Source organism: Paenibacillus eucommiae (assembly GCF_017874215.1).
Classification (GTDB): domain Bacteria; phylum Bacillota; class Bacilli; order Paenibacillales; family NBRC-103111; genus Paenibacillus_AI; species Paenibacillus_AI eucommiae.
Map to the genome: position 1 here is coordinate 150298 of NZ_JAGGLB010000019.1, position 23465 is coordinate 173762.

Genomic DNA, 23465 nt, shown 5'->3' on the forward strand with positions numbered 1-23465 from the left:
AACTCTGGAGAGTTCCGGGACATACATACGGACACCCAAGGGGAAACTTGCTGAAGGATGAATTTCTGCGAGGTAACTCTCAGGTACAAAGGACAGAGCAAAAGGTGTGTATTTATGATACGTACTTTTTGCTCTTTTTTGCGTGTTTTGGGCACTATAACCACAAGGATGCCACGTAGAAGAATGGAAGGTGAGGATGACGATATGTTAAAAAGAACACCGCTCTTTCCGGTGTATGCCGAGCATGGAGCGAGAGTGATCGACTTCGGGGGCTGGGAGCTTCCCGTGCAGTTCGCAGGCATTCAAAAGGAGCACGACGCAGTGCGGCAGCAGGCTGGATTGTTTGATGTTTCCCATATGGGGGAAGTGACCGTTTCAGGAGCTGATGCTGAGGCCTACCTGCAAAAGCTGACGACGAATGATGTAACCAAGCTGGAGAACGGCCAATGCCAGTATAGTCTAATGTGCTATCCGAACGGTGGAGTTGTCGATGACCTGCTCGTCTATAAGCTTGCGGAGGCATCGTACATGCTAGTTATCAATGCCTCCAACATCGATAAGGATATTGCCTGGATGAAGCAGAATTTGTCCGGTTCAGTAGAGCTAAGCGACATATCTGAGACTACAGCGATGCTCGCCCTCCAAGGACCACATGCCGAGAAAATTGCATTAAAGCTAACGGATGCTCCCCTTCAGGAGCTAAAAGCTTTCCATTTTCTCTCTGACGTATCTGTATCCGGGATCCAAGCACTTGTATCACGAACAGGCTATACCGGTGAGGATGGTTATGAATTCTATATTGACCAGGCAGATGCCATCAAGCTTTGGAGCTTGCTGCTAGAAGCCGGCCAGGATGAAGGCTTGGTTCCAGCCGGGCTGGGCTCTAGAGACACATTGCGCTTCGAGGCAAGGCTGCCCCTGTACGGACAGGAGCTGTCCCAGGACATTACTCCGCTGGAGGCTGGTCTATCCTTTTTTGTAAAGCTGGATAAAGGTGATTTTATAGGCCAGGAAGCATTGGCTGCGCAGAAGACTGCCGGAATTCCCCGCAAGCTCGTGGGCATTGAGATGATCGACCGCGGCATACCGCGTCCGCATTATCCCGTCTTTGCGGATGGCAAGCAAATCGGTGAAGTCACAACAGGCACCCAATCACCCACACTCAAAACGAATGTAGGGCTGGCTCTTCTTGATAAAGCATACACCCAGCTAAACAGCGAAGTATTTGTTGAAATTAGAGGCGTTCAGGTGAAGGCAAAGGTAGTCTCCACACCTTTTTATAAGCGAAAGAGCTAGGGCTGGCAAATAAAGATTAGCAGAACTGGCACTCAAATAAATAATTAGATAAATAAATAAATAAATAATTAAACTCACTAACTAACTCACTAACTCACTAACTAAATGTAAGAAAACAAACCCAGATTAGAATGATAAAAAGGAGCACTGCCATCATGAAGCATCGCTATTTACCGATTACCGAGCAGGATGAAGCACAAATGCTGGAAACCATCGGCATCTCATCTATCGATGAGCTGTTCGGGGATATCCCTGCTAAAGTCCGCTTCCAAGGGGAGCTTCAGGTATCCAAGGCTTTGGACGAACAAGGCCTGCTGCGGTATATGAGAAGACTTGCCGGCAAAAATGCCGATTTCGATCAATATGCCAGCTTTCTTGGCGCCGGGATCTACGATCATCATCTTCCGGTGGTCATCAATCATGTGATTTCAAGATCGGAATTCTACACCGCGTATACGCCGTATCAGCCGGAGATTAGCCAAGGGGAGCTGCAGGCGATCTTTGAATTTCAATCATATATCTGTGAGCTTACCGGCATGGCGGTAGCGAACGCATCCATGTACGATGGGGCTACTGCGCTGGCTGAGGCAGGCGCCCTCGCCAGCGGCGCGACGAAGCGCAGCCGTCTGCTCGTATCCAGAGCGGTGCACCCGGAGGCGCGCCACATTCTGCGCACAACCGCACGCGGGCTGAACTTGGAAGTGGTGGAGATCGGACTGACGCCTGAAGGCGGAACCGACCTCAGCGACCTCACTTCCAAGGTCAGCGGCGAGACGGCGGGCGTTATCCTCCAATCGCCGAACTTCTTCGGCGTGGTGGAGGATATCGCAGCCATGGAGTCCCTCGCCCATGGCGTGGGCGCACTGCTCGTCGTGAGCGCGAATCCGCTCACGCTTGGCCTGCTGGAGGCGCCGGGCCGCCTGGGCGCCGACATTGTCGTCGGCGACTGCCAGCCGCTCGGCATCCCCGCTTCGCTCGGGGGGCCCAGCTGCGGCTACTTCGCCGTCGCCGAGAAATGGATGCGCCGTATGCCAGGGCGCATCGTCGGGCAAACCGTCGACCGGGCCGGTAAGCGTGGTTTCGTGCTCACGCTCCAAGCCAGAGAGCAGCATATCCGCCGTGAGAAAGCGACGTCGAATATTTGCTCGAACCAGGCCTTGCTTGCGCTGTGCGCTTCCGTATATTTGTCGACGATGGGCAAGCAGGGCATTCAGGATGTTGGAAACCTTAATGTGCAAAAAGCCCATTACGCCGCGGAACGCCTTACAGCCGGGGGCAGGCTGTCCCTTCCCTTTAGCGGCAGCTACTTTAATGAATTTGCCGTCAGGCTGCCTGAAGGCACAAGTGTTAAGCAATTGAACAGCAAGCTGCTTGACCATAACATTATCGGCGGCTACGATCTTGGCCTTGATTATCCCGAGCTTGAAGGCCATATGCTGATCGCTGTCACAGAACAAAGAACACGTGAAGATATTGATCATTTCGCTGCCGTATTGGAGGAATTGCTATGAGTGACAACGTTCAGACCCTAGATCAGGATAAGAATCAGGACAAAAATCAGGTTATCAGTCAGACTCAGGAGCTGCAGCCTAACGGCAAATCACTTATTTTTGAAATCAGTCATCCCGGACGGGTCGCCTACGCATTGCCAGAAAGCGATGTGCCTGCTTCCCCTCTTACTACGTTGATACCCGGAAAATTTCTGCGCAAAGCCCCTGCTGAGCTGCCTGAAGTATTCGAAGTGGATGTCATTCGTCATTACACCGCCTTGTCCCGCAGAAACTTTGGGATCGATAACGGCTTTTATCCGCTGGGCTCCTGTACCATGAAATACAATCCAAAAATTAATGAGGATGTGGCACGTTTCCCCGGCTTCGCCAAAATTCATCCTTACCAGCCTGAAGAATCTCTGCAAGGCGCTATGGAGCTGCTGTACAACCTGCAGCAGGATCTGGCCGCCATTACCGGTATGGACCGTGTAACGCTCCAGCCGGCAGCCGGAGCTCACGGTGAATGGACGGGTCTTATGATGATCCGGGCCTACCATGAGAGCCGCGGCGAGAAGAGAACCAAGGTTATCGTGCCCGACTCGGCACACGGCACGAATCCGGCCAGCGCTACAGTCGCCGGATTCGAAACGATCACCATCAAGTCCAATGAGCGCGGGCTGGTTAATCTTGACGAGTTGAAGGCCGCTGTTGGTTCCGACACTGCGGCTCTGATGCTGACGAACCCGAATACACTGGGACTTTTCGAAGAACAAATTGTTGAAATTGCAGCTATAGTACATGAAGCCGGCGGTCTGCTCTACTATGACGGGGCGAATGCCAATGCCATTATGGGAATTACGAGACCAGGAGATATGGGCTTTGATGTCGTCCATCTCAATCTTCACAAGACAATGAGCACCCCTCACGGCGGTGGCGGACCAGGTGCAGGTCCTGTTGGCGTCAAGGAAAGGCTGATTCCTTTCCTTCCAGCCCCGCTTGTTGACAAGCGTGCGGACGGAACCTTTTATTTCGATTACAATATCCCCGAGTCCATCGGGCGGGTTAAAGCCTTCTACGGCAATTTTGGCATTTTGGTACGGGCTTATACGTATATCCGGACGCTAGGTCCGGAAGGCCTGCGCAAGGTTTCCGAATATGCCGTGCTGAATGCCAATTACATGCTAGCCAGACTAACACCTTATTTCGATGTGCCGCATCCGCGCTTTTGCAAGCATGAATTCGTGCTGTCAGGCAACCGGCAGAAAAAACTCGGCGTCCGGACTCTAGACATCGCCAAGCGGCTGTTAGATTTCGGGTATCATCCGCCTACTATTTACTTCCCGCTGAACGTGGAAGAATGCATCATGATCGAACCGACCGAAACGGAGAGCAAAGAAACACTTGATCAATTTATTGATACGATGATTCAGGTTGCTAAAGAAGCGGAAGATAATCCGGAGCTGGTCCAGAACGCTCCTTACACTACGGTAGTCAGCCGTATGGATGAAGCATTGGCGGCACGCAAGCCAGTCCTGAACTGCTCCTGCGGGTAAAATCATTTGCGCATAACAAAAACAAGCATTCTGTTTAACCTGCGGCAGGTTAATAGAATGCTTGTTTTTGTTCGAACACTTTTAAAAATTGACACCGTGTCATTTTCGGAATAGGAGAACCCGCTCCCGTCCTACTCCGTCGTACCTTAAAGGACGCCCAGAGTTGTTCTTACCTTTTATAAAGAAGCCCGGTACTGATAGCCGAGTCCTCTTATATTTAAAATGGTACCTGCCTTCTGGCCTGAATCCTCCAGCTTTTTTCTCAGATGGCTGATATGAACTTTGAGCGTCCTTGTTTCCCCAAGGCTGTCTGTTCCCCAAATCATGGAGTAAATCTCGTTCGCACTAAACGTTTGATCCGAATGAAAAGCCAGCAGGGATAATATTTGAAATTCTTTTTGGGACAAGGGCAGATTGACATGATCTATAGAAGCTTTCTGCAGGTTGTAGTCCAGCTCCAGGCGGCCGATACGGATTTTCCGCGGTAAGCCCGGTGAAGAGGCTGCCGCTGCCTCATATTCGGAAGAATGGGATCTGTCATCTCTAATATATAAGGGCGCGCGGCGCAGATTCGACTTGATCCTGGCGATTAATTGATTGAGATCGAAGGGCTTGGTGATGTAGTCGTCTCCTCCGAGATCAAGACCCTGTACAATATCCGTGCCATCATCCAGACAGCTGACAAACAGAATCGGCACATTGGAAAAGCTGCGGATGCGGCGGCATATCTCAAATCCATCCATATCCGGAAGCTGGACGTCCAGCAATACCAGATTAGGCTGATCCGATTCGAAGGCCTCCAGTATTGCGGGTCCCGAATCAAAGGCCGACGGAATAAAACCTTGACCGCTAAGTGAGGCCAGCAAAATATGCCGGATTTCGAGTTCGTCTTCCACAATCCAAATTTTAGATTTCATCGATTTCAATTTCCAACTCCTTGTGCTGTAATGTCGCAGGCAAAGCCATCGTTACCCGGGTGCCCAGACCTGGTGTGCTCTCGACCCAGATTTCCCCCTGATGCCTCAGCATAATATGCTTACAAATGACAAGTCCGAGCCCCGAGCCTTTAGCCCGGTTATCCGCAGGCTCGCCTTTCCTGAATCGCTCGAATACATGCGGCAGCAGCTGCTTGTCAATACCCAGTCCCGTATCGGTAACCACGATTTGCACCCAGCCGTCCGTTCCTTCCACAGCAGGACTGTAATCCCTTTCCATTCCCGCTTTTCCTGCAGCATCGCCTTGTGTCAGACGGTTCACAAATTGTCCCTGCAAATGAATAATGCCCCCGGATGAAGTAAAGCGGATCGAGTTATTCACCAGATTGGACACCACTTGCTCAATCCGTATAATGTCAATATTCACAAATGCGCTGTAGCCGTCAGGTACACCCGTGAGTGGAGAGAAGCGGGGCTGCATCTGCTCGCGTTCAATATCCCAGCGGCTCCGGTCATACAAGTGGGTTAATAGTGCATCGGCATCCACCTTCTCCAGCAAGAACTTCAGCTGGCCCTCTTCCATCTTGGCAAGGTCAAGTAAATCCTTAATCAGCCGGCTGAGCATGCTCGTCTTCTCATAGGCTAAAGCCAGATACTCCTGCTTGGCTCCCGGATTTGTATTCGCCTGCAAAAGCTGAATATACCCTTGAACCGACTGAATCGGCGTACCCAGCTCATGGGCGATGTTGGAAAAGAACGTTTTCCTCGTTTGCTCAATATGAAGCAGCTGCTCATTGCTCACTTGAAGCTCAAGCGTACGCTCGACTACTTTTTGTTCCAGGGACTGGTTTGCCTTGTGCAAATCCAGAGTGAGCTGTTCAGCGCGAGAAAAGGCGTTGGAGCTGCGCTTGCCCAGAATCAACGTCTGAATAAAGATAAACAGCAAAATCCCAAAAGGCGCCAATTCCGTAGTGTTAGCCGAAAAGCTGTAAAAAAGATAATCATTGAAGCTAAGGAGCAGCATAATCGACAAAGAGATACAGTTAAGGAGCGCTCCCTCCCGCTTATGATACAAGGCCGATAAGGAAATATACCCCATATAGGCGATCATCAAAACCAAAGCAACGAAAAAAGGCAGCATAAAATAAGTAGAAACAATCGCCGGGAACAAGGTGGTGGCACAAAAAAACAAGCTGATAAATAAGCATGCCCTTACTACATGCCGGTTCGACTCGTGCGGATATAGAAAAGAAATAAATTTAAACAGAGCCATAATACCAATATAAATAGATAAATATTCCATTTTAACACTTAATTCCCAATTAATAGAGGGAAAGATTCGAATCAGCAGCATTTCCCCGACCAAAAGTACCCGGATGCAAAGCAGCAGACACAGTGCCCCAAGGTATAAGGAAAAGTGATAGAAACCCAGCACAAGGATAATGCTGGCCAGAAAAATATCTCTGACTACCTTGATTTCCTGATGCCTCTGCACAAGCACATCTTTACCTAAAATAAGCGGGGCCCACATCCCTCCTTTGCGCTGAACGAAATTCGACACCTGAACTACCATTTCAATTTCATCCACACCAGGTTTAAAGGGTACTACCTTCGAATAAGATTTAGGGCTCATGCTGGCCCGGTCCGAACCGACAATTCCATTCGCGGCAAGCTCCTCCCCATTTACCCAGAGACGGTAGGCTGAGGCGATCGGAGGAATGTACATGGAAAGAACCTGATTCGCATACCGCTCATCAATTTTAACCTTCAGCCGGTAAGTCCCATAACCAAGATTGCTTAACTTGTCCTGTCCCGTATAAGCTGCTTTCGACCAAATCGAGGGAGCTTGTATGAATGTTTTTTGAACTGTTCCGGCTTCACCAGCCTCACCCCTCCAGGTTTCTGTAGTAAGAAGCTCATTATGATAAAATTCCCATTCTCCTTCCAGCCTGAATATATGCTCCTCGAATGGAGCTCCCCTAAGATCCATCTCCCCCATTACCGCTTCAAATTTCTTCACTTCTGCTTGGACTGGGCTGGGGACCATAGTGATAAGTATCGATAGCAGAAGGACCCAACCCGTTATTTTAACCTGCACGATCCCTCTCCTCACATGAAAAGGTTAAGAAAAATTAACCAAAGTATAGTTTAATTAAATAGGCTAAATTACCCAATTGAACTATACTATTTAATGCACTGTCACTCTTATTTGACAAAAAATGTAGAAAAAACGAATGAAATGACGTTTTTTTTAAACGTTATACTGCCATATTACGATGCCAGCGTTCAAATTTCAATATGGCATGAAAGTGTATGGCAAATGATTGTTAACTGGAGGGGGGAAAGCATGAAGACCAGCATTATTATACTTGCCCAGCATGAAAGCTTATTCAAGCAATGCCTGGCTAGCATTGAACTCTACACATCAACACCCTATGAATTAATTGTAGTCAATGACGGCAATCATTTGGAAATCAACAGATGGCTGGAGATAAACAAAACTGTTAAAAAAGTTACAACGACCGAACCTGTTGGAGTTGCAGCAGGCTATAACCTTGGCGCAAAGCGCTCTTCTGGTGATCTGCTTATTTTCATTCGCGATCATATGATCGTATCCGAGCATTGGCTTGTGAAGCTGACAGATTGCCTGGAGCGTAATAGTGATGCTGCTATGGTAGGCCCTTTAAGCAATGAAGTCAGCGGCGTACAGCTGCTGCCCGTTCCTTGTGACAATATGCAGCAGCTCGATAAGCTGGCAGCAGCGTTTGTTGTAACCAAAGCGGGACGATCCAAAAAAGTAACCAGATTGCTAAGCCATCTGCTGGCTGTAAGCAAATCCCATTTCAATAATTTGGGCGGATTTGACGAGCGCTTCGGTATGGAAACCTTCGAGGACGATGATCTCTGTTACAGGGCTCTGCAAGCCGGTTACGGTTTATACATCGCCCAAGACTGCTTCGTACGCTATATTCAACCTCCGAGTCTGTTCCCTGGAGATCCCAAGTGGTATTCCAGAATAATGAACATTAATAGGGAGAAGGCTCGGGAGAAGTGGGGTTTTGATCTTACGGAAACTCTACAGGGATGGATATATAAAACCAGCGTTTCGTTATGTATGATTGTTAAAAATGAGGAAGAAACGCTTGAGCGATGCCTGTCGAGCATCTCCCAATTTGTAGATGAAATCATTATTGTTGATACTGGCTCTGAAGACAAGACAAAAGAAATCGCCAGGCAGTACACGGACAAGATCCATGATTTCCAATGGGTAAATGATTTTGCCAAAGCCAGAAATTATGCTTTTAGCCTGGCATCAAAGGATTATATTTTATGGCTGGATGCAGATGATGTTGTACTTCCTGAGGATGCTGACAAATTCCAAATGCTTCTATCTAGACTTGCATGGAATACAGATGCCGTATCGATGAACTATAATCTTGCTTTCGACGATAATGGCAATGTAGTCACCAGTCTAAGAAGGAACAGACTTGTGAAACGTGAGAACAATTTCCAATGGATTGGAGTCGTGCACGAATATCTGGAGGTGTATGGAAACATTCAGTACGCAGATATTTGCATCACTCACGACAGAAAACATACGAATAGCTCACGCAATCTGCATATTTACGAAAACCGTCTAGCATCCGGTGAAATGTTTTCTCCACGAGATCTATATTACTACTCAAACGAGCTTGCTGATCATAAGGAGTGGCATCGTGCGATTCAGAATTATGAAATGTTCTTAATGAACCCTGAAGGCTGGATTGAAGATAAAATCAACGCCTGCGGGCGTGCCTCCGATTGCTTTAGAGAGCTTGGTGTGATAAGTGAAGCGAAATCGCTTGTGCTGCGTTCCTTTGTTTACACCGCTCCACGCGCAGAAGGCTGCTGCAGACTCGGCTACCTTCACATGATGGAAGAAGATTATCAAGGTGCCGTGTATTGGTACAAAATGGCTTCTGAGCTGCTGAAACCGTCGCAGCATGGCGCCCTCCTGCAGCATGCCGCCTGGACCTGGCTTCCACATTTACAGCTTTGTGTTTGTTATGATCGATTGGGACAGCTTGATCTAGCTCATTTTCATAATGAGAGGGCGGCAGATTACATTCCTAACGACAGCAAAGTGCAGGCCAATCGAACATATTTTCAAAATCTGTATATACCAGCGAAATGAAACTTTGCTGCAGTCTCAATAGGATTCAACTTTTGCTTATACAGACCCATTCATAATGACCTAAAAGGAGCGTATATGTTAATGAAAGATAGAAAACAAACATTTGTAAAAACTTCTATGGCGTTTCTAGTATTAAGTCAGTGCCTTGGGGCTCTTCCCGCCCCTCATCAAGCCTTTGCAGCAGAATCTCTAAAAAAAACATTTAAAGATGTTTCTTCCAAATCATGGTCTTACAAGTATATTGAAAAAATTGCTGCCCTTGGTCTGACTGAAGGGGACGGAGCAGGTAATTTTAATCCCGAAAGTCCTGTTAGTCATCAGGAAGCCGTAATTTTGGCTATGCGTTTTATGGGATACGAAAATGCTCCGGCAGACTCCGCCTCTCCCGTTCCTGCCTCACTCCAAGTAAGTGATTGGGCTAAAAATTGGGTGCAGCTAGCAATAGAAAAGGGAATTGTAATTCCTTCAGAAGAGTCTGGCAGTATTGCCTCCGATTGGGGAAAACAAGCGGCAAGCCGCGAATGGATAACCAGATTGATTATCCGAGCTATAGACAAAGAAGCCGAAGCTGATTCGATTGCCAGCCTTCCTTCATCATTTGTCGATGCAACTGATATTTCAAGCTGGGCAATTGGCTATGTAAATGCAGTTGTTGAACTTAAGGTAGTTAGCGGCTTCCCCAATAACACCTTTAAACCCAAGGAAACTATCACACGTGCTCAAATGGCGAGCATACTCAGCAATGCAGAAATTTATGCAATTGAGAAACCGGACAAAGTTACTCGTGGAAAAGTAGTACAAATGACAGATAATACTCTTGTTGTTCTTGCTAAAGATGGATCGAGTGAACAATTTGATATTGACGGAAATTCCATTATTTTCGGAGAAAATGGATTAGAAACGACGCTAGCTCCTGGATTGCCCGTTATCGTCGTCCACAATGATAATTTCGCTTATTTTGTTGAGGTATCTAATGCTCTTAAGATAGAAATTATGATACCTGGACCTGCTGGACCTGCTGGAGCCAAGGGTGAAAAAGGCGATAAGGGAGATTCGGGAGAAAAGGGAAGTGTAGGCTCTCCAGGACCATCTGGAAGCATTGGACCAGTTGGTCCTGCTGGTCCTGCTGGTCCTGCTGGTCCTGCTGGTCCAACTGGGGATACCGGTGTAACTGGCCCGACCGGAGCAACTGGGATTACCGGTCCTTCCGGCGAACAAGGCCCTACTGGAGCAACTGGGGTAACTGGTCCTACCGGCGAGATCGGACCCACTGGAACTACAGGAGTTACTGGCCCTACTGGAGCTGTAGGTGTAACTGGTCCGACTGGCGCTACGGGTTCTACTGGTGAGATCGGTCCAACTGGAGCCACGGGAGTCACAGGCGCTACTGGCGAGATCGGGCCTACTGGTGCAACAGGCGCTACTGGCGCTACTGGCGAGATCGGACCTACTGGTGCAACCGGTGCTACAGGCGCTACTGGTTCTACCGGCGCTACCGGCGAGATCGGACCTACTGGTGCTACTGGTGCTACTGGAGCAACAGGAGTTACTGGTGCCACTGGGGATACTGGTGCTACTGGGGCAACAGGAGTTACTGGTGCCACTGGAGATACTGGTGCTACTGGGGCAACAGGAGTTACTGGTGCCACTGGAGATACTGGTGCTACTGGTGCTACTGGGGCAACAGGAGTTACAGGAGTTACAGGGGCTACTGGTTCTACCGGGGCTACTGGCGAGATCGGAACTACTGGTTCTACCGGCGCTACTGGCGAGATCGGACCTACAGGACCTACAGGGCCAACTGGAGCTACTGGATCTACTGGTGCTACTGGTCCTACCGGGGATACTGGAGCTACTGGAGCTACTGGAGCTACCGGAGCTACCGGAGCTACCGGAGCTACCGGAGCTACCGGTAATACTGGTGCTACTGGTAATACTGGTGCTCAGGGAGAGGCTGGCAACGGTTCGATCATTCCTTTCGCATCAGGGCTTCCTATCACAATGACTACCCTTGTTGGCGGACTGTCTGGTACCGGAGGTTTGTTAGGCTTTGGAAACTCCGTCTCTGGAGTCACACCGTTTGGCGGAATGTTAGACCTTACTGGAGCCGGAGGAACACTGCTTAATTTTGGCTTTTCTGTCCCAAGAGATGGTACGATCACTTCCATGTCTGGATTTTTCAGCACAACTCTTGCGATGACTCTCATAGGATCTACAGTAACCGTCACGGCACAGTTATATTCAGCTCCAGAGGGGAGCAATATCTTTACTCCTGTAGCAGGGGCTTCAGTAAATCTAACTAGTCCTTATGCTTTATCAGGACTTGTAGCAATAGGTACTACTGTTTCTGGTAAATCTTCAGGTCTAAGTATACCTGTAACAGCGGGATCCCGATTATTGATGGTGTATTCCTCAACGGCTGATGGTATCGGATTAGCGAATGTAGTTGTTGGCTATGCCAGCGCTGGTGTCACGATTCAATAATTTATTTTTATATGAACTCATTAAAAAACTCCCGGGCAAAAAATGTGCCCGGGAGTTTTTTCTATTCATACTACACACCATATACGATGCTTAAGCAGACAGGCCAACACCTCACCTCTTCAGCAGCTCCTCTACAAGCTTGTGCGTATCCAAAACAAGATCCGCGCGAATTAGACAATGCTCCGGCGCTTCCAGGCTGTCCAGGAAATGCTGAACTACACCCGTAAATCCCCTTCGGGTCAAAACTGTCTCCCAGCTGCCGAAAGTGCGCGCTGCCGGCAGCTGGCCCTTTTCAAAAAAAGTGGCGGTCTCCAAATTGGTGACCTCAACAGAACGTCCGTTACCATGAAGCTCCAGTTTCTCGGTATCTGTACCGGAAAGTCTGACCATGCTGTATACTCCATTTACAGCACTTGTACCACCTTCAGGCAAAGCCCCTGAGGCCGTTGATAAGCCCAAAGATAAACTGCCGGAGGCATGGATAAGTCTTCCTTGCTCATCCGTTTGCTGTGTATGCGAGTTTACCCGGTAGCTCCCCTGCCCCTTTTCAAACCCATTGTCCTCCCCCAGCCACAGAAGCAGATCCAACATATGAATCAAATCATCGTATATGGTTTGTGCAGCACTGTATGTCTGCTGGCGGGTCCGGTGTTTAACAGCCGAGCAATACTGGAAGCCTCCAGCTTCCCTTAACCAATCTTTGGCTGCTGCATATAGCGGAGCAAAACGGCGGTTAAAGCCTACTCCAAGAAGAACGCCTTTCTGCTCAGCAAAAGCAGCCATTTCCAGCGACTCCTTCCAGACATAAGAGAGCGGCTTGTCCACATAAACAGGAAGACCCCGCCTGAGACATGCCATCACAAGGGGATAATGTGTCTCAGTTGGGCTGTGAATAAACACCGCATCCAGCGTTTGGCCAAGCAATTCATCCAGCTTAGTGGTACCGAAGGGAAGCCTATACTGTTCTTGAATGCGTTCTACGGTGGAGGCTTTCCTGCTCATAATACCAGCCAGTTCAATTCGTGTATCCCCTGCAAGCAGCGGCAAATAAACCTTCTGAGCAATATCTCCAAGACCGATTAGGCCAATTCTTTTTTTCACAGCCATGGCTTTCGTTCTCCTCACACTAACTTCTAACTTCTAATTTCTAACATCTAACTTATAAATTTCACTTATTTAGTTGGCTACCTTTACTCTGTTCAAAAATTTCAAAAATCATTTCTTCATTTTAGCTATACCACACCGTTATTGTCTAAGCCAAGTAAGCAGCTGAGGATTGGATCACTTGCCGCATCGGCAAATGATAAGGGCATTTCTGCTCGCATAGGGGCTTTTCTCTGCAGGGCTCATAATCTGCACACGATAGGATCGCTTCTTTTTGCTTATGGTAAAAATCTTTTCCCTTTTGCAAAAGTCCAAATTTATCACGAATTTTACTGGAAATCATCACATCTGGAATCGTAACGCCTATCGGACAAGAGCAATAGTTGCATCGTCTGCAGTTATGCCCGCCAAGCTCAACGGCAAGCTGCTGCAGCTCTTCACGTTCGCCCTGCCCGACTTCGCGCTCCATCGCAGCGATATTTTCCTGAACCTCGTTAACGCTAACCATACCGGATATAATTACATGGACATCTTGACTGTAAGGATAACGAATCGCTGTTTCTACCGGCTGAATAAAACCCCCTGACAGAGGTTTCATGGCCACTTTCATCATATTCTGCTCTGTGGCCGCAGGAATCAATTCCTGCAGGGCAAAGGGCTGGGCCAAATTAAGATGAAACAGCACCTGATCGAATTGCCCCTTACTTATCCACCTCGCCAGCAGCTCAGGACGATGTCCAGTGAGACCAATATGCCTGACCTTGCCTTCCCTCTGCGCTTCAAGAGCCGCCTGATAGGCGCCATTCTCCCCCATGACCTGCTTAAATTCCTGCACATAATTCAGATAATGAATTTGCAATAAGTCCACATGGTCCGTTTTCATTCGTTGCAGACTGTTGTTGATTTCTTCCTTGGCAGAGGCATAATCGCGTTTGTTCGTCTTCGTAGCCAGGAAAAACTCCTTCCGGCGGTGGGAAATGGCGGCCCCAATAATCTCTTCGCTGTTGCGGTAGGCCGCTGCAGTATCGATGTAATTGATTCCGTGATCAAGCGCATAATGAAGAGCTTCACGCGCCTGTTCAAACGCCACCCCAGGCAAATTCATAGCTCCAAACCCAAGAGATGACACCTGAAAATCTGATTTACCAAAAGTGCTGTACCTCATAGCTGTCTTCCTCTCTCTATCAAGAACCATATTCGGAATCAAATTCAACGATATTTCGGTCTACATCCAAAATAAATATTTGCGAAAACCCCGCTATACTGTCCGGCTTCGCTTCATAGGGCACACCCGCTTCTTCTAGCCAGGCGATCGTATCGCGATAGCTTTTGACCCAAATGGCAAAATGTCCGTCGTCCAGCGAGCTGCTTTCCCTTAAAGTTTCCCCATTCGGGTATTCCAGTAAATGAAGCTGCTGCGAGCCGACCGCAAACCATACACCTTTCGAATCAAAAGGCGGCCGTTCAATCTCCTGAAATTTAAGAACTTCTGTGTAGAATTTCTTCGATTTCTCCAAATCCCGGACAGACAAACTGACATGATGCAGATGTTGATACTCTATCATAACGCAATTCCCCCAATAGCCTGATTTCATAATTTCATAATTACTATAATAATAAACTTCCATCCACACTTTGTCAGCTAGAACGGCAATTTCACTCTAAATTCTGAAGCAGCAGCAGATAAAACAGCTTGGTGATCCGGACTAACAGGAATGCCTGAGAGGCTCCAATCCAGCTCACGCTGTAATTCAAGAACTCCTGGCAAAGTCGCTTTGTCGTACCCAGGCATAGGCTGCATTTCACTGGTTGTCCTCATGTAAGCATCCATTTCACCTTTAAAATATTCAAGCGGAATAAAGCGCTTAATATCCAGCGCAATAATTAAGGATCCCTGGCTGGCTCCTTTATATTGAAGTTCCCCATCCCCATGCAGCGGAACCCCTGCGAGGAAGCCCCCTAAAGCTTGGCACATAAAACCTAATCCCATGCTGCGAAAAACAAGACCAGGAGCTAATCCGAACAGCTCTGCAACATGTGGAGAGTCCGCGTAGAGATCATGCATAGCTCCAAAGTCCAGCACCATAGGAGGTTCATCACCGGAAGGAACCGCGAAGGACATAGGCGACCCGCCCGCCGCGGCCATGATGGAATAATCAGGTACCAGGTTTAGCTTGTGGCCAGATGTCACATAACCAACGAGATCATGCTCCGCCAGCAAGCGTGAATAGATGCCCGCTGCACCGATATGCCCGTGATTGCGGGTGACAGCTGCTGCTATTCCATTTAGCCGGCACATCTCTATGAGTTCCTCTGCCGCTCTATAGGCAGCAAAATAACCAAGCCCTCCATCACCATCTATAACAAGCGTCGAAGAGGCCTCGTTCTTACTAGTAATCTGCGGATCTGCATGAATAAGACCAGCGTGCATATCACGAACATAGGTAGCAATCTGTCTCGAACCATGACTAAATACACCGCGAAGATCGTTTTTGACTAAAAGGCCAGCCAGGAAATCCGCTTTTTCTTCTGGCATACCGACTTTTTGCGCGAGCTGGGAAACAAAAACTCTCATTTTTCCCGGTTCTACTTTTATAGCTTCTTTATGTTCAATATTCATGTGCCAGAACCTCCAATTGTTAACATCTATGTATGAAAAGAAATATAGCTTTATGAACCCATTGTATTGGAACAAGCAGCAGAGTTCAAGAGCAGTGGAACATCCATATTTTATAGTTAAAAAGGCCAAAAATGAAATAGCAAAAACGCCTTGTGGCGTCCTTTGAAGTACGTGCTCGTGACGTGGGTGCGTAGTAGAGGAAAGGGATGCGGGCTCCAGCCTCTGTTAAAAATTTGTTTCCTTGAGTGGAGTGTAGTGGATTTGGAATGGAATGGATTGGATTGGATTTTGGGGGCGGAACAAATCTTTAAATGCATATGCTATCGCCCTTTCGCCTTCACTCCAGCTACAATCGCACTAACACCAAGTTTAACGGCAGCCAGCAAGGTTTTTTTCTCGTAACTGAGGAAACCTACTGTTTTAACGATGTTTTTCATCGTTAAAGCATCAGTTCCACTCAGCATCCCTACTTTAACGATGAAAAACATCGTTAAGTGGCGCACACGCTCATTTCGGCGAAGGACGAACTGTTACTAGGCCGCTACTCTCATTCTTCCTCCCACATCCTTCCCTCTTAGCTACAAAGTGCTGATCCTGCGACGCTCAAACAGACTGCCAGCAGAAATTGCTTTCCTGATGGAAAGGGATAGTGGCGATGGGATGTTCTGAGCTTCCTTTCTGATTCCCTCGGAGGATGAAGGGTCACACCGTCTACTTTTTTCACTATAAAGCTGCACTTTGCAATCGAAAATTTTTCACACCAGGCTTCACCATAACAAAGAGCCGTAAGGACAATGTCCTGTCATTACAGCTCCTATGTACAACGCTATTCAATTTGATTTAATGAAACTGGATTAAATTTATATTTTATACCAATCGAACATCGGATTTTTGGAAGCATCTTTTAGCTTGGGCAGCCCTGTTTTTGATTGTTTTTCATGCTCATTATTTTTATGCTGCTTTTCTTTCTCTTGATCTTTCTTTTGCTGCTCTTTTTTCTTATCCTTCTCTGACTCTTTCTTTTCCTGTTCTTTCTTCTCTTGCTTTTTATTCTCTTGCGCTTTCTTTTCTTGTTCTTTCTTAGCCTGCTCTTTCTTCTCTTGTGCCTTCTTTTCTTGCTCTTTCTTCTCTTGTGCTTTCTTTTCCTGTTCTTTCTTTTCTTGGGCCTTCTTTTCCTGCTCCTTCTTTTCTTGTGCTTTCTTCTTGTCTTTATCCGTATTTTTCTCGTTCTGCTTCTGCTTGTTGTTGGAATTTCCCTTGCTGCCAGTATCAGGTGTGGAAGACGGCTTATTGGAAGCTGTTATTATTACAGGTGTATTTCCCTGTTTCTTATTGCTATTGTCATCCTTCTTGCCGTTATTATCTTTCGAGGTTGTCGTCTTGCTGCCGTTTTTATTATCCTTGTTATTATTTTTCTTATCCTCGTTATCATTGTTCTTGTTATTCTTGTTCTTGTCATCTTTGTTTTTGTTATCATTGTTCTTGTTGTTCTTGTTATCTTTATTCTTATCGGTTTGGTTCTTGTCATATAAATTAAGCTTTAAGTTCCCGTTGCCATTGAAAAAACTTCCTAAATCCACTTTGTTATCTTTGCTATTTTTATCTTTATTCTTATCGTTCTGGTTCTTGTCATCTTTATTCTTGTTATCTTTATTCTTGTCATCTTTGTTCTTGTTATCTTTGCTCTTATCATCTTTATTCTTGTCATCTTTGTTCTTGTTATCCTTATTCTTATCATCTTTATTCTTGTTATCTTTGCTCTTATCGTCTTTGCTCTTGCTATCTTTGTTTTTCGGTTCTTCCGCCTTCTTGATGGACTTTTCATTGTCAGGCTGCGCTGCTTTCTCAGCAGATAGTTTACTCGACTTTTCTTCTTTAAGCATTGACTGGAGCGTAGATTTGGTGATCGGCTTGGCTGGGTCGACCAGCTTGGAAATCCCGCCTTTGTCCTCTGCTATTTGATGGATCGATAAATTTTGAATGTCGCTGAGTGATACTTCAGTCCCATTATCGAGGGCATTCAAATATACGGCATACTTGCCTGTGGATACTCCACTGACTATTGCTTCTTCCCGAACTTCAGGTGGTGCAGCAAAGGAGGCAACTTCATAATTATCAACCTGCGCTGGATGTACATCTTGGATGTGCTTGGTAACTTGCAGCTTAAGTTTGTCGGCGAGCGATTCATCATTAATCTTGGACCTGCTCTTAATGAGTGTGCTGCTGATGACTATGTCTCCCCGACCTTTGGAGAGAGCCCCCTCTTCAGCTTTATCGAGAATAGCCGCTGTTATTTCCTCCAACGTCTTGCCGTCATAGCTCATAGCTGCTATTAAATCATTCCCATCCGCATTTAGACCCTGTAAATCTCGAACAAACTCTTGATTATCTATCCCAATTTCTACACTTGGATTAATATCAATGGATATATACGCTACTACTTTTCCATTTGCGAACATGTCCGTTAGTCCTGAGAAAATTACAAGGCAAAGCACCACGGCAGCGATGAGTCCAGAGACTATACCCCTACGTAAAACCAGCTTGGATCGTGCTTTACCTGCAGCATAGCTAATTTCTTCGCCTATTACACAGCTTCGATTAGCTCTAGGCAGGCTTTCGAACCTTCCCGTGGAGGTCATCACAATGATGTTGGCATCATTCATTTCCATTACGATCCCCTTGTTCATACCCATAGCTCCCTTTCCTTGTATTTGTTCTATCTCAATCTTCTTCCCGAACTTGCAAATAGTCACGTAAGTAGGGATAGGATCCATTATGAATAATAGCTATAGCAATAAGAAATTTACGATTGCGCTCCAGCGTTTTCCTGGACACTTTGACCCGTTCCAACAATTCTTTGATGGGCAGCTGCTTCTTGGTTAGCAGAACTTGCATCAAGTCCGAATCCCGGGCCAGTGATCTACCGATTGTAAACAGCATCTGCCTGGAATCATCATGCTTCGGGGAGGCGGCAGCCAGCTCAGAGAAGGCAATATCGAATTCTGCCAGGCTGCGGCTAAAATCTATGATTTCATTTTGCCGCTCTTCGATACCCTTCTGCTTCTCATAATGCTCAATGGCTTGATGAACTTCAATTGGATTGATGACGTTATTATCTTCATCCTCCTGTTCAAACGAGCTGTACGGTATTTGTCCTCGAAAACGCTGCTCCTTGCGCAAGTGATCGATCAGTCTGCGCCTCATAACGGTTTCTGCAAAACCGAGGAAGGACCGGCCCATAGGAGCAGAAAACTGATGTATAGCCTCGTTAAAAGCAGCAAGCGCTATACTGAATTCATCATCTCTGGTTGGATCAATATATCTTTTACAAAACCGGCTTGTGACTTTAGCCACATACGGTTGATAATCAGCTATGAATTGATTGCGAAGCCTTAAATCGCCTTGCTGTATGAGCAGCACCAGCTCTTCCGGTTGGGAGGGGGAGCTCGATGATCCAGGAGTCGCTTGACGTTTTCCCAGAAATTTTTTAAAAACTATGAGTAACACCACTCCACCTCACAATATACAAATTCGTTAGGACTTTTATCCTTAGGGGGGTAAGTTCTTGCCTTATTATAACACGGACCCTCGTATTTTTTAACTTTTATGCTTTTACACTGCGAGTCAAGCCTGAATGATCCCTATTTTGGAATACAAAAAAAACCGTACAAACACGCAGTAAGCCTGCATATTGTACGGTTTTATAAAATAATTAAAATGGATTTCTATTTGGAGCCATTTGCGGCTTTTTTGGTCATTAGCTTGTGCTGCCTGGAGCCTAGTATTTGCAGACGCTTCTTTAATTGCTGCTCCCATTCCTCATCTGCAATGGTTTTAGCTACGGAAAGAAGATCCAGAGCCATATCAATCTGGCTGCGTACTATTTCCAGAGGCTCCTCGCCTTCATGATTCACACAGTTTTCGAACAGCAAGTGATCCTTGCCCTCCACGTATTCTACAAAATCAACTTCACTGGCTCCATCTCCGTGTGCATATTCCGCTAGAATCTCGTATTCGCTCTCCACGAGAAAATGCACCTCTATACGGTGACATACCGGGCAAAACAAGATCGGCACGTTATGAATTTGTGTTCTAATATGTTTTAGGGTGCCTTTGGTTCCAATCATGCTCGCTCCACAGCAAAAACTCATGGGAACTCCCTCCTAACTGAAATATCTGCTTAGTCTTGGACTCCAGACCTACTCTCCTCACGAAGGAGTTCCGGTTACACCAATATATTCGGCATTGAATCCGAAAATTCCTTTTTTCAAAGACAAGAAGTTTTTACTAAATCATGCATAAATGCACATTCCTTTGCGCACCCTGAAACAGTCAAGCCTATGAAAGGAGTCCCGAATGAAGCCGCTTGTTAACACAGCTTTTGAGGCACCTGCCCGATACCACAAGGATATGCTCTATATGATGGTTAGAGATGCTTGTATGTTATATGCCTACTGGGAGCTTAGCGATCGAAAAAGATGGCTGCTTTCCCGGCATTTTGAATGTGATTACAGCAGCATGCCAAAAGCCCTGCGGATCTATGATGTCACTTGCATTTATTTTAATGGCAGCAATGCGAACTCCTACTTCGACATACCGACAACACCCGAAGCGGACAATTGGTATATTCATCACCTTCAGCCTGGTCGCACGTATCTCGCTGATTGGGGGACGTATACAATAGAAGGCGAGTTCCTTCCGCTCCTGAGATCCAACGCCGTAATTACTCCCAGACAAACAGTTGCACCTTGGGGAGCACCTCTGGTTGAGGTTGTTTCAGAGGTAAAGAATGGCAAAGCCGATGGCCGAATAGAACCCCATTTCTTCGAAAATGTGCAGCCCTACTCTCCGAATGCGAGGTAATCCAATACGATGATCAATCGAATTAAATCGAAGCCTGAGCTCAAAGGTTATCTGGCCTTGGTGCTGCATGCCCATTTGCCTTATATACGTCATCAGCATCGTCATGATCAGTTGGAGGAGCATTGGTTCTATGCGGCAATGACAGAAACTTACCTCCCTCTTCTCGAAGTATTCGAGCGGCTGACACTGGATAAGATCGACTTTCGCCTTACCTTGTCTCTTAGCCCCACCTTACTGTCGTTATTTAGCGATACGCTGATGCGGGAACGTTATCACAAGCACCTAAGCCGACTAATAGAACTGGCCGGAAAAGAACAACAGAGACTTAGGAAAGATCCGCAGCTGCTGCCGCTTGCTGTCAGGTATCAGAATCGCTTTATAGAGCTGCAGACTTTATTTGAGAAATGTGAAGGTAATTTAGTTGGCCAATTCAAGCACTATCAAGAGAAAGGTGTTATTGAAATCATTACATCCGCAGCCTCTTACGGCTACTTGCCATATATGAAAACCGAGGAAGCTATCCAGGCTCAAATTGCAACAGCTGTCCGTGATTATGAACGTCATTTCCAATGTTCACCTAAGGGGATATGGCTGCCTGAATGTGGCTACACCCCTGGAATCGACCGCATTATGAAGCCTTATGGGATCGAATATTGCTTCTCTGATTCCACTGCTGTTGCTTATGCATCGCCCCGGCCTAATCGCGAGCAGTATGCCCCGCTGATGACCCCCTACGGCGTAAGTGTGTTTCCAGCTGATCCCGAATCCTCCAGCCAGGTCTGGAGCACTGTGCACGGCTATCCGGGAGACTATCATTACCGGGAATATTATAAAGACATCGGCTGGGACCTGGGAAGCGATAATGCAGAGGAATGGTCCTATATCCGCCCTTATGTACTGCCCGACCAAAATAGAGTCAATACAGGCATCAAATATTACCGGATTACTGGCAAAGGCAGCCATAACGAACCCTATGAGCCTGAATCGGCTCTGCAGAAAGCGGCCGGGCACGCCGGACACTTTCTCCATAATCGGCAAAGTCAGATCGAGTACTGGCGGCGGAACCTGGACCGCAAGCCGATCATCAATATTCCTTTTGATGCAGAGCTACTCGGGCATTGGTGGTATGAAGGTCCTATTTGGCTCGAGACGCTGTGCCGCCAAATCTTCACAGAACAGCATACGCTAAAGATGATTACGCCAAGCGAATATTTGCGCGAATATCCTGTCGCTGATGTCGGTATCGTCACCGAGTCCAGCTGGTGCCGGAATGAAGCTTCCAAAGCACCGCTGCAGGGTAATCATGATGAGCTATACCGTCATTTGCATCAGGCTGAGGAACGGATGATTCAGCTCTCGACCCGGTATGAGCATTTGTCTATCAAGCAAGTCATGAATACCTCACAGCTAATACGGGCTCTCAATCAAGCTGGCCGTGAGCTGCTGCTGGCACAAAGCGGAGACTGGGCTTTTATTGTTGATAATCCAGCGGCAGCCGAGCATGCCGTTAACCGCTGCAAGGAGCATCTCGGATGCTTCCATCTGCTATGCGACCAGATAGACCGCACACTTATCGACGAACAGCAGCTTGCCGACCTGGAGCAACAGGACGATTGCTTTCCGGCAATCGATTATCGCGACTACGCAGCTATCGTGCGCCATTCCCCCAACCACATAGTGCCTGAGCTTGAGCATTGGCAGAAGCTGCTTGAGGAGACGAAGGACAGCCCTAACGTCTTTATGCTGACTTGGGAATACCCTCCTAAGCACGTCGGCGGGTTATCCCGCTCTGTTCACGAATTATCAGAAGCACTCGCCGCGGAAGGCCAGATTGTTCATGTGATCACTACCTCCCATTTCGGCGCTCCATATTTCGAGCAAAAAAACGGTGTCTTTGTGCACAGACTGCCCATACAAACGTCTGGAGATACCTCTTTTTACCACTGGTCCTTTGAAATGAATCTGGCCATGGTCGACTATTTGGTCCGTTGGAAGGAAAGCGGGGGCAGAATCGATCTCCTTCATGCTCATGATTGGATGGTTATGCAGGCTTCCAGAGAGATCAAGCAAAGCTATCACATTCCTTTAATTGCAACCCTCCATGCTACGGAATGGGGCCGGAATCAAGGCCAAATCCACACTCAGCTGCAGCATAAAATCCATCAAATGGAATGGCAGCTGACCTATGAAGCGGATCAGGTTTTCGTATGCAGTGAATATATGAGAAATCAGGTGCATGATCTTTTTAGCCTTCCCGCTCAGAAGGTGCAAGTGTTCCCAAATGGTGTAGGACTTGCCGAGACCAAACCTTCCCCCGCTCGTCCTGATTTCCTGCAGGCTGAGGATCGGATGATTTTTTGTATTGGAAGACTTGTTTATGAAAAAGGAATTCAAGTGCTTATCGCAGCAATGCCAGCCATTCTCTCCCAGATTCCGCAAGCCAAGCTCGTCATTGCCGGCTCCGGCCCTATGGAGCAACAGCTGCGGGATCAAGCCTCCCACTTAGGGGATCGCGTTTATTTTGCCGGCTTTGTGGGAGATGAATACCGTGCTGCCCTGTATCAAGCCTCCGATGTCTGCGTCATTCCAAGCTTGTATGAACCGTTCGGCATCGTCGTTCTGGAAGCCATGGCCTCCCTTAAACCTGTCGTCATTGCAGACACAGGCGGGCTGGCCGAAATTATTGAGCATGGCATTGATGGTTACAAAGCACTGCCTGGAAATGTGGAATCCTTAGCCTGGCATATTACTGACCTGCTGCTGCAGCCCTCACTTGGAGACCAACTGGCCACTGCCGCATACCTGAAGCTGGTGAGAAATTATCAATGGAACTGGATCGCTAAAGAAATCAGAAAACAATATGACAAGCTTACCTATACCTCAAAAGAAATGATTGAAGCATAGCCCTTTTATAGATCGGCTTTTTGCAGCAGCTGCTAGCAGGAA

The 23465-nt window shown here is 47.2% G+C and carries 17 protein-coding genes and 1 riboswitch; of the genes, 7 read left to right on the forward strand and 10 right to left on the reverse strand.

Annotated elements, in window-relative coordinates:
• The first annotated feature begins 2 nt into the window (after positions 1–2).
• Positions 3–98: riboswitch (glycine riboswitch) on the forward strand.
• 106 nt (positions 99–204) lie between these two features.
• The 3 genes from gcvT to gcvPB all read left to right on the forward strand — a co-directional run bounded on the left by gcvT (position 205) and on the right by gcvPB (position 4339).
• Positions 205–1296, forward strand: a complete 1092-nt coding sequence (gene gcvT / locus J2Z66_RS24935) for a glycine cleavage system aminomethyltransferase GcvT (protein WP_209975442.1) — start codon at positions 205–207, stop codon at positions 1294–1296.
• Positions 1297–1451: 155 nt separating this feature from the next.
• A complete protein-coding gene (gcvPA, locus tag J2Z66_RS24940; protein ID WP_209975443.1) occupies positions 1452–2807 on the forward strand; it encodes an aminomethyl-transferring glycine dehydrogenase subunit GcvPA in 1356 nt (451 codons plus the stop codon).
• Entirely contained in the window at positions 2804–4339 is a 1536-nt protein-coding gene (gcvPB, locus tag J2Z66_RS24945; protein WP_376774473.1) for an aminomethyl-transferring glycine dehydrogenase subunit GcvPB, read from the forward strand. Before gcvPA ends, gcvPB begins: the two co-directional genes overlap by 4 nt.
• A gap of 176 nt (positions 4340–4515) precedes the next feature.
• On the opposite strand, the gene J2Z66_RS24950 is transcribed toward gcvPB, so the two are convergent.
• Together J2Z66_RS24950 and J2Z66_RS24955 are read right to left on the reverse strand one after the other, a co-directional pair.
• On the reverse strand, positions 4516–5256 hold the full coding sequence (locus tag J2Z66_RS24950; protein ID WP_245375819.1) for a response regulator transcription factor: 741 nt from the start codon (positions 5254–5256) through the stop codon (positions 4516–4518).
• Complete coding sequence (locus tag J2Z66_RS24955) at positions 5246–7372, reverse strand: sensor histidine kinase (RefSeq protein ID WP_209975445.1); 2127 nt, start codon at positions 7370–7372, stop codon at positions 5246–5248. The genes J2Z66_RS24950 and J2Z66_RS24955 overlap by 11 nt, the downstream gene beginning before the upstream one ends.
• 249 nt (positions 7373–7621) lie before the next feature.
• Between J2Z66_RS24955 and J2Z66_RS24960 the strand changes: the two genes are divergently transcribed.
• Together J2Z66_RS24960 and J2Z66_RS43540 are read left to right on the forward strand one after the other, a co-directional pair.
• Entirely contained in the window at positions 7622–9448 is a 1827-nt protein-coding gene (locus tag J2Z66_RS24960; protein ID WP_209975446.1) for a glycosyltransferase, read from the forward strand.
• A gap of 81 nt (positions 9449–9529) precedes the next feature.
• Entirely contained in the window at positions 9530–11932 is a 2403-nt protein-coding gene (locus tag J2Z66_RS43540) for an exosporium glycoprotein BclB-related protein (protein WP_209975447.1), read from the forward strand.
• Positions 11933–12043: 111 nt separating this feature from the next.
• Here the strand turns inward: J2Z66_RS43540 and J2Z66_RS24970 are convergent, their stop codons facing one another.
• From J2Z66_RS24970 to J2Z66_RS25005, 8 genes are all read right to left on the reverse strand, one after another.
• Positions 12044–13039: a Gfo/Idh/MocA family protein gene (locus tag J2Z66_RS24970; protein WP_209975448.1), complete on the reverse strand. Its 996-nt coding sequence runs from the start codon at positions 13037–13039 to the stop codon at positions 12044–12046.
• A 145-nt stretch (positions 13040–13184) separates the two neighbouring features.
• On the reverse strand, positions 13185–14201 hold the full coding sequence (locus J2Z66_RS24975) for an aldo/keto reductase (protein WP_209975449.1): 1017 nt from the start codon (positions 14199–14201) through the stop codon (positions 13185–13187).
• Between the two features lie 19 nt (positions 14202–14220).
• Positions 14221–14601: a VOC family protein gene (locus J2Z66_RS24980; RefSeq protein WP_209975450.1), complete on the reverse strand. Its 381-nt coding sequence runs from the start codon at positions 14599–14601 to the stop codon at positions 14221–14223.
• Positions 14602–14678: 77 nt separating this feature from the next.
• Positions 14679–15656 carry an Ldh family oxidoreductase gene (locus tag J2Z66_RS24985; RefSeq protein ID WP_209975451.1) on the reverse strand — a complete coding sequence of 326 codons (978 nt, stop codon included), beginning with the start codon at positions 15654–15656 and terminating at the stop codon, positions 14679–14681.
• A 320-nt stretch (positions 15657–15976) separates the two neighbouring features.
• Positions 15977–16144, reverse strand: a complete 168-nt coding sequence (locus J2Z66_RS24990) for a hypothetical protein (protein WP_209975452.1) — start codon at positions 16142–16144, stop codon at positions 15977–15979.
• A 372-nt stretch (positions 16145–16516) separates the two neighbouring features.
• Positions 16517–18343: an anti-sigma-I factor RsgI family protein gene (locus J2Z66_RS24995; protein WP_209975453.1), complete on the reverse strand. Its 1827-nt coding sequence runs from the start codon at positions 18341–18343 to the stop codon at positions 16517–16519.
• A 34-nt stretch (positions 18344–18377) separates the two neighbouring features.
• Positions 18378–19163, reverse strand: coding sequence for an RNA polymerase sigma factor SigI (gene sigI, locus J2Z66_RS25000; protein WP_209975454.1), 786 nt, complete (start codon positions 19161–19163; stop codon positions 18378–18380).
• A 218-nt stretch (positions 19164–19381) separates the two neighbouring features.
• Entirely contained in the window at positions 19382–19807 is a 426-nt protein-coding gene (locus J2Z66_RS25005; protein WP_209975455.1) for a hypothetical protein, read from the reverse strand.
• Positions 19808–20012: 205 nt separating this feature from the next.
• Between J2Z66_RS25005 and J2Z66_RS25010 the strand changes: the two genes are divergently transcribed.
• Positions 20013–20519, forward strand: a complete 507-nt coding sequence (locus tag J2Z66_RS25010) for a DUF4912 domain-containing protein (RefSeq protein ID WP_209975456.1) — start codon at positions 20013–20015, stop codon at positions 20517–20519.
• Positions 20520–20528: 9 nt separating this feature from the next.
• Positions 20529–23423, forward strand: a complete 2895-nt coding sequence (locus J2Z66_RS25015) for a 1,4-alpha-glucan branching protein domain-containing protein (RefSeq protein ID WP_209975457.1) — start codon at positions 20529–20531, stop codon at positions 23421–23423.
• The last annotated feature ends 42 nt before the right edge of the window (positions 23424–23465 follow it).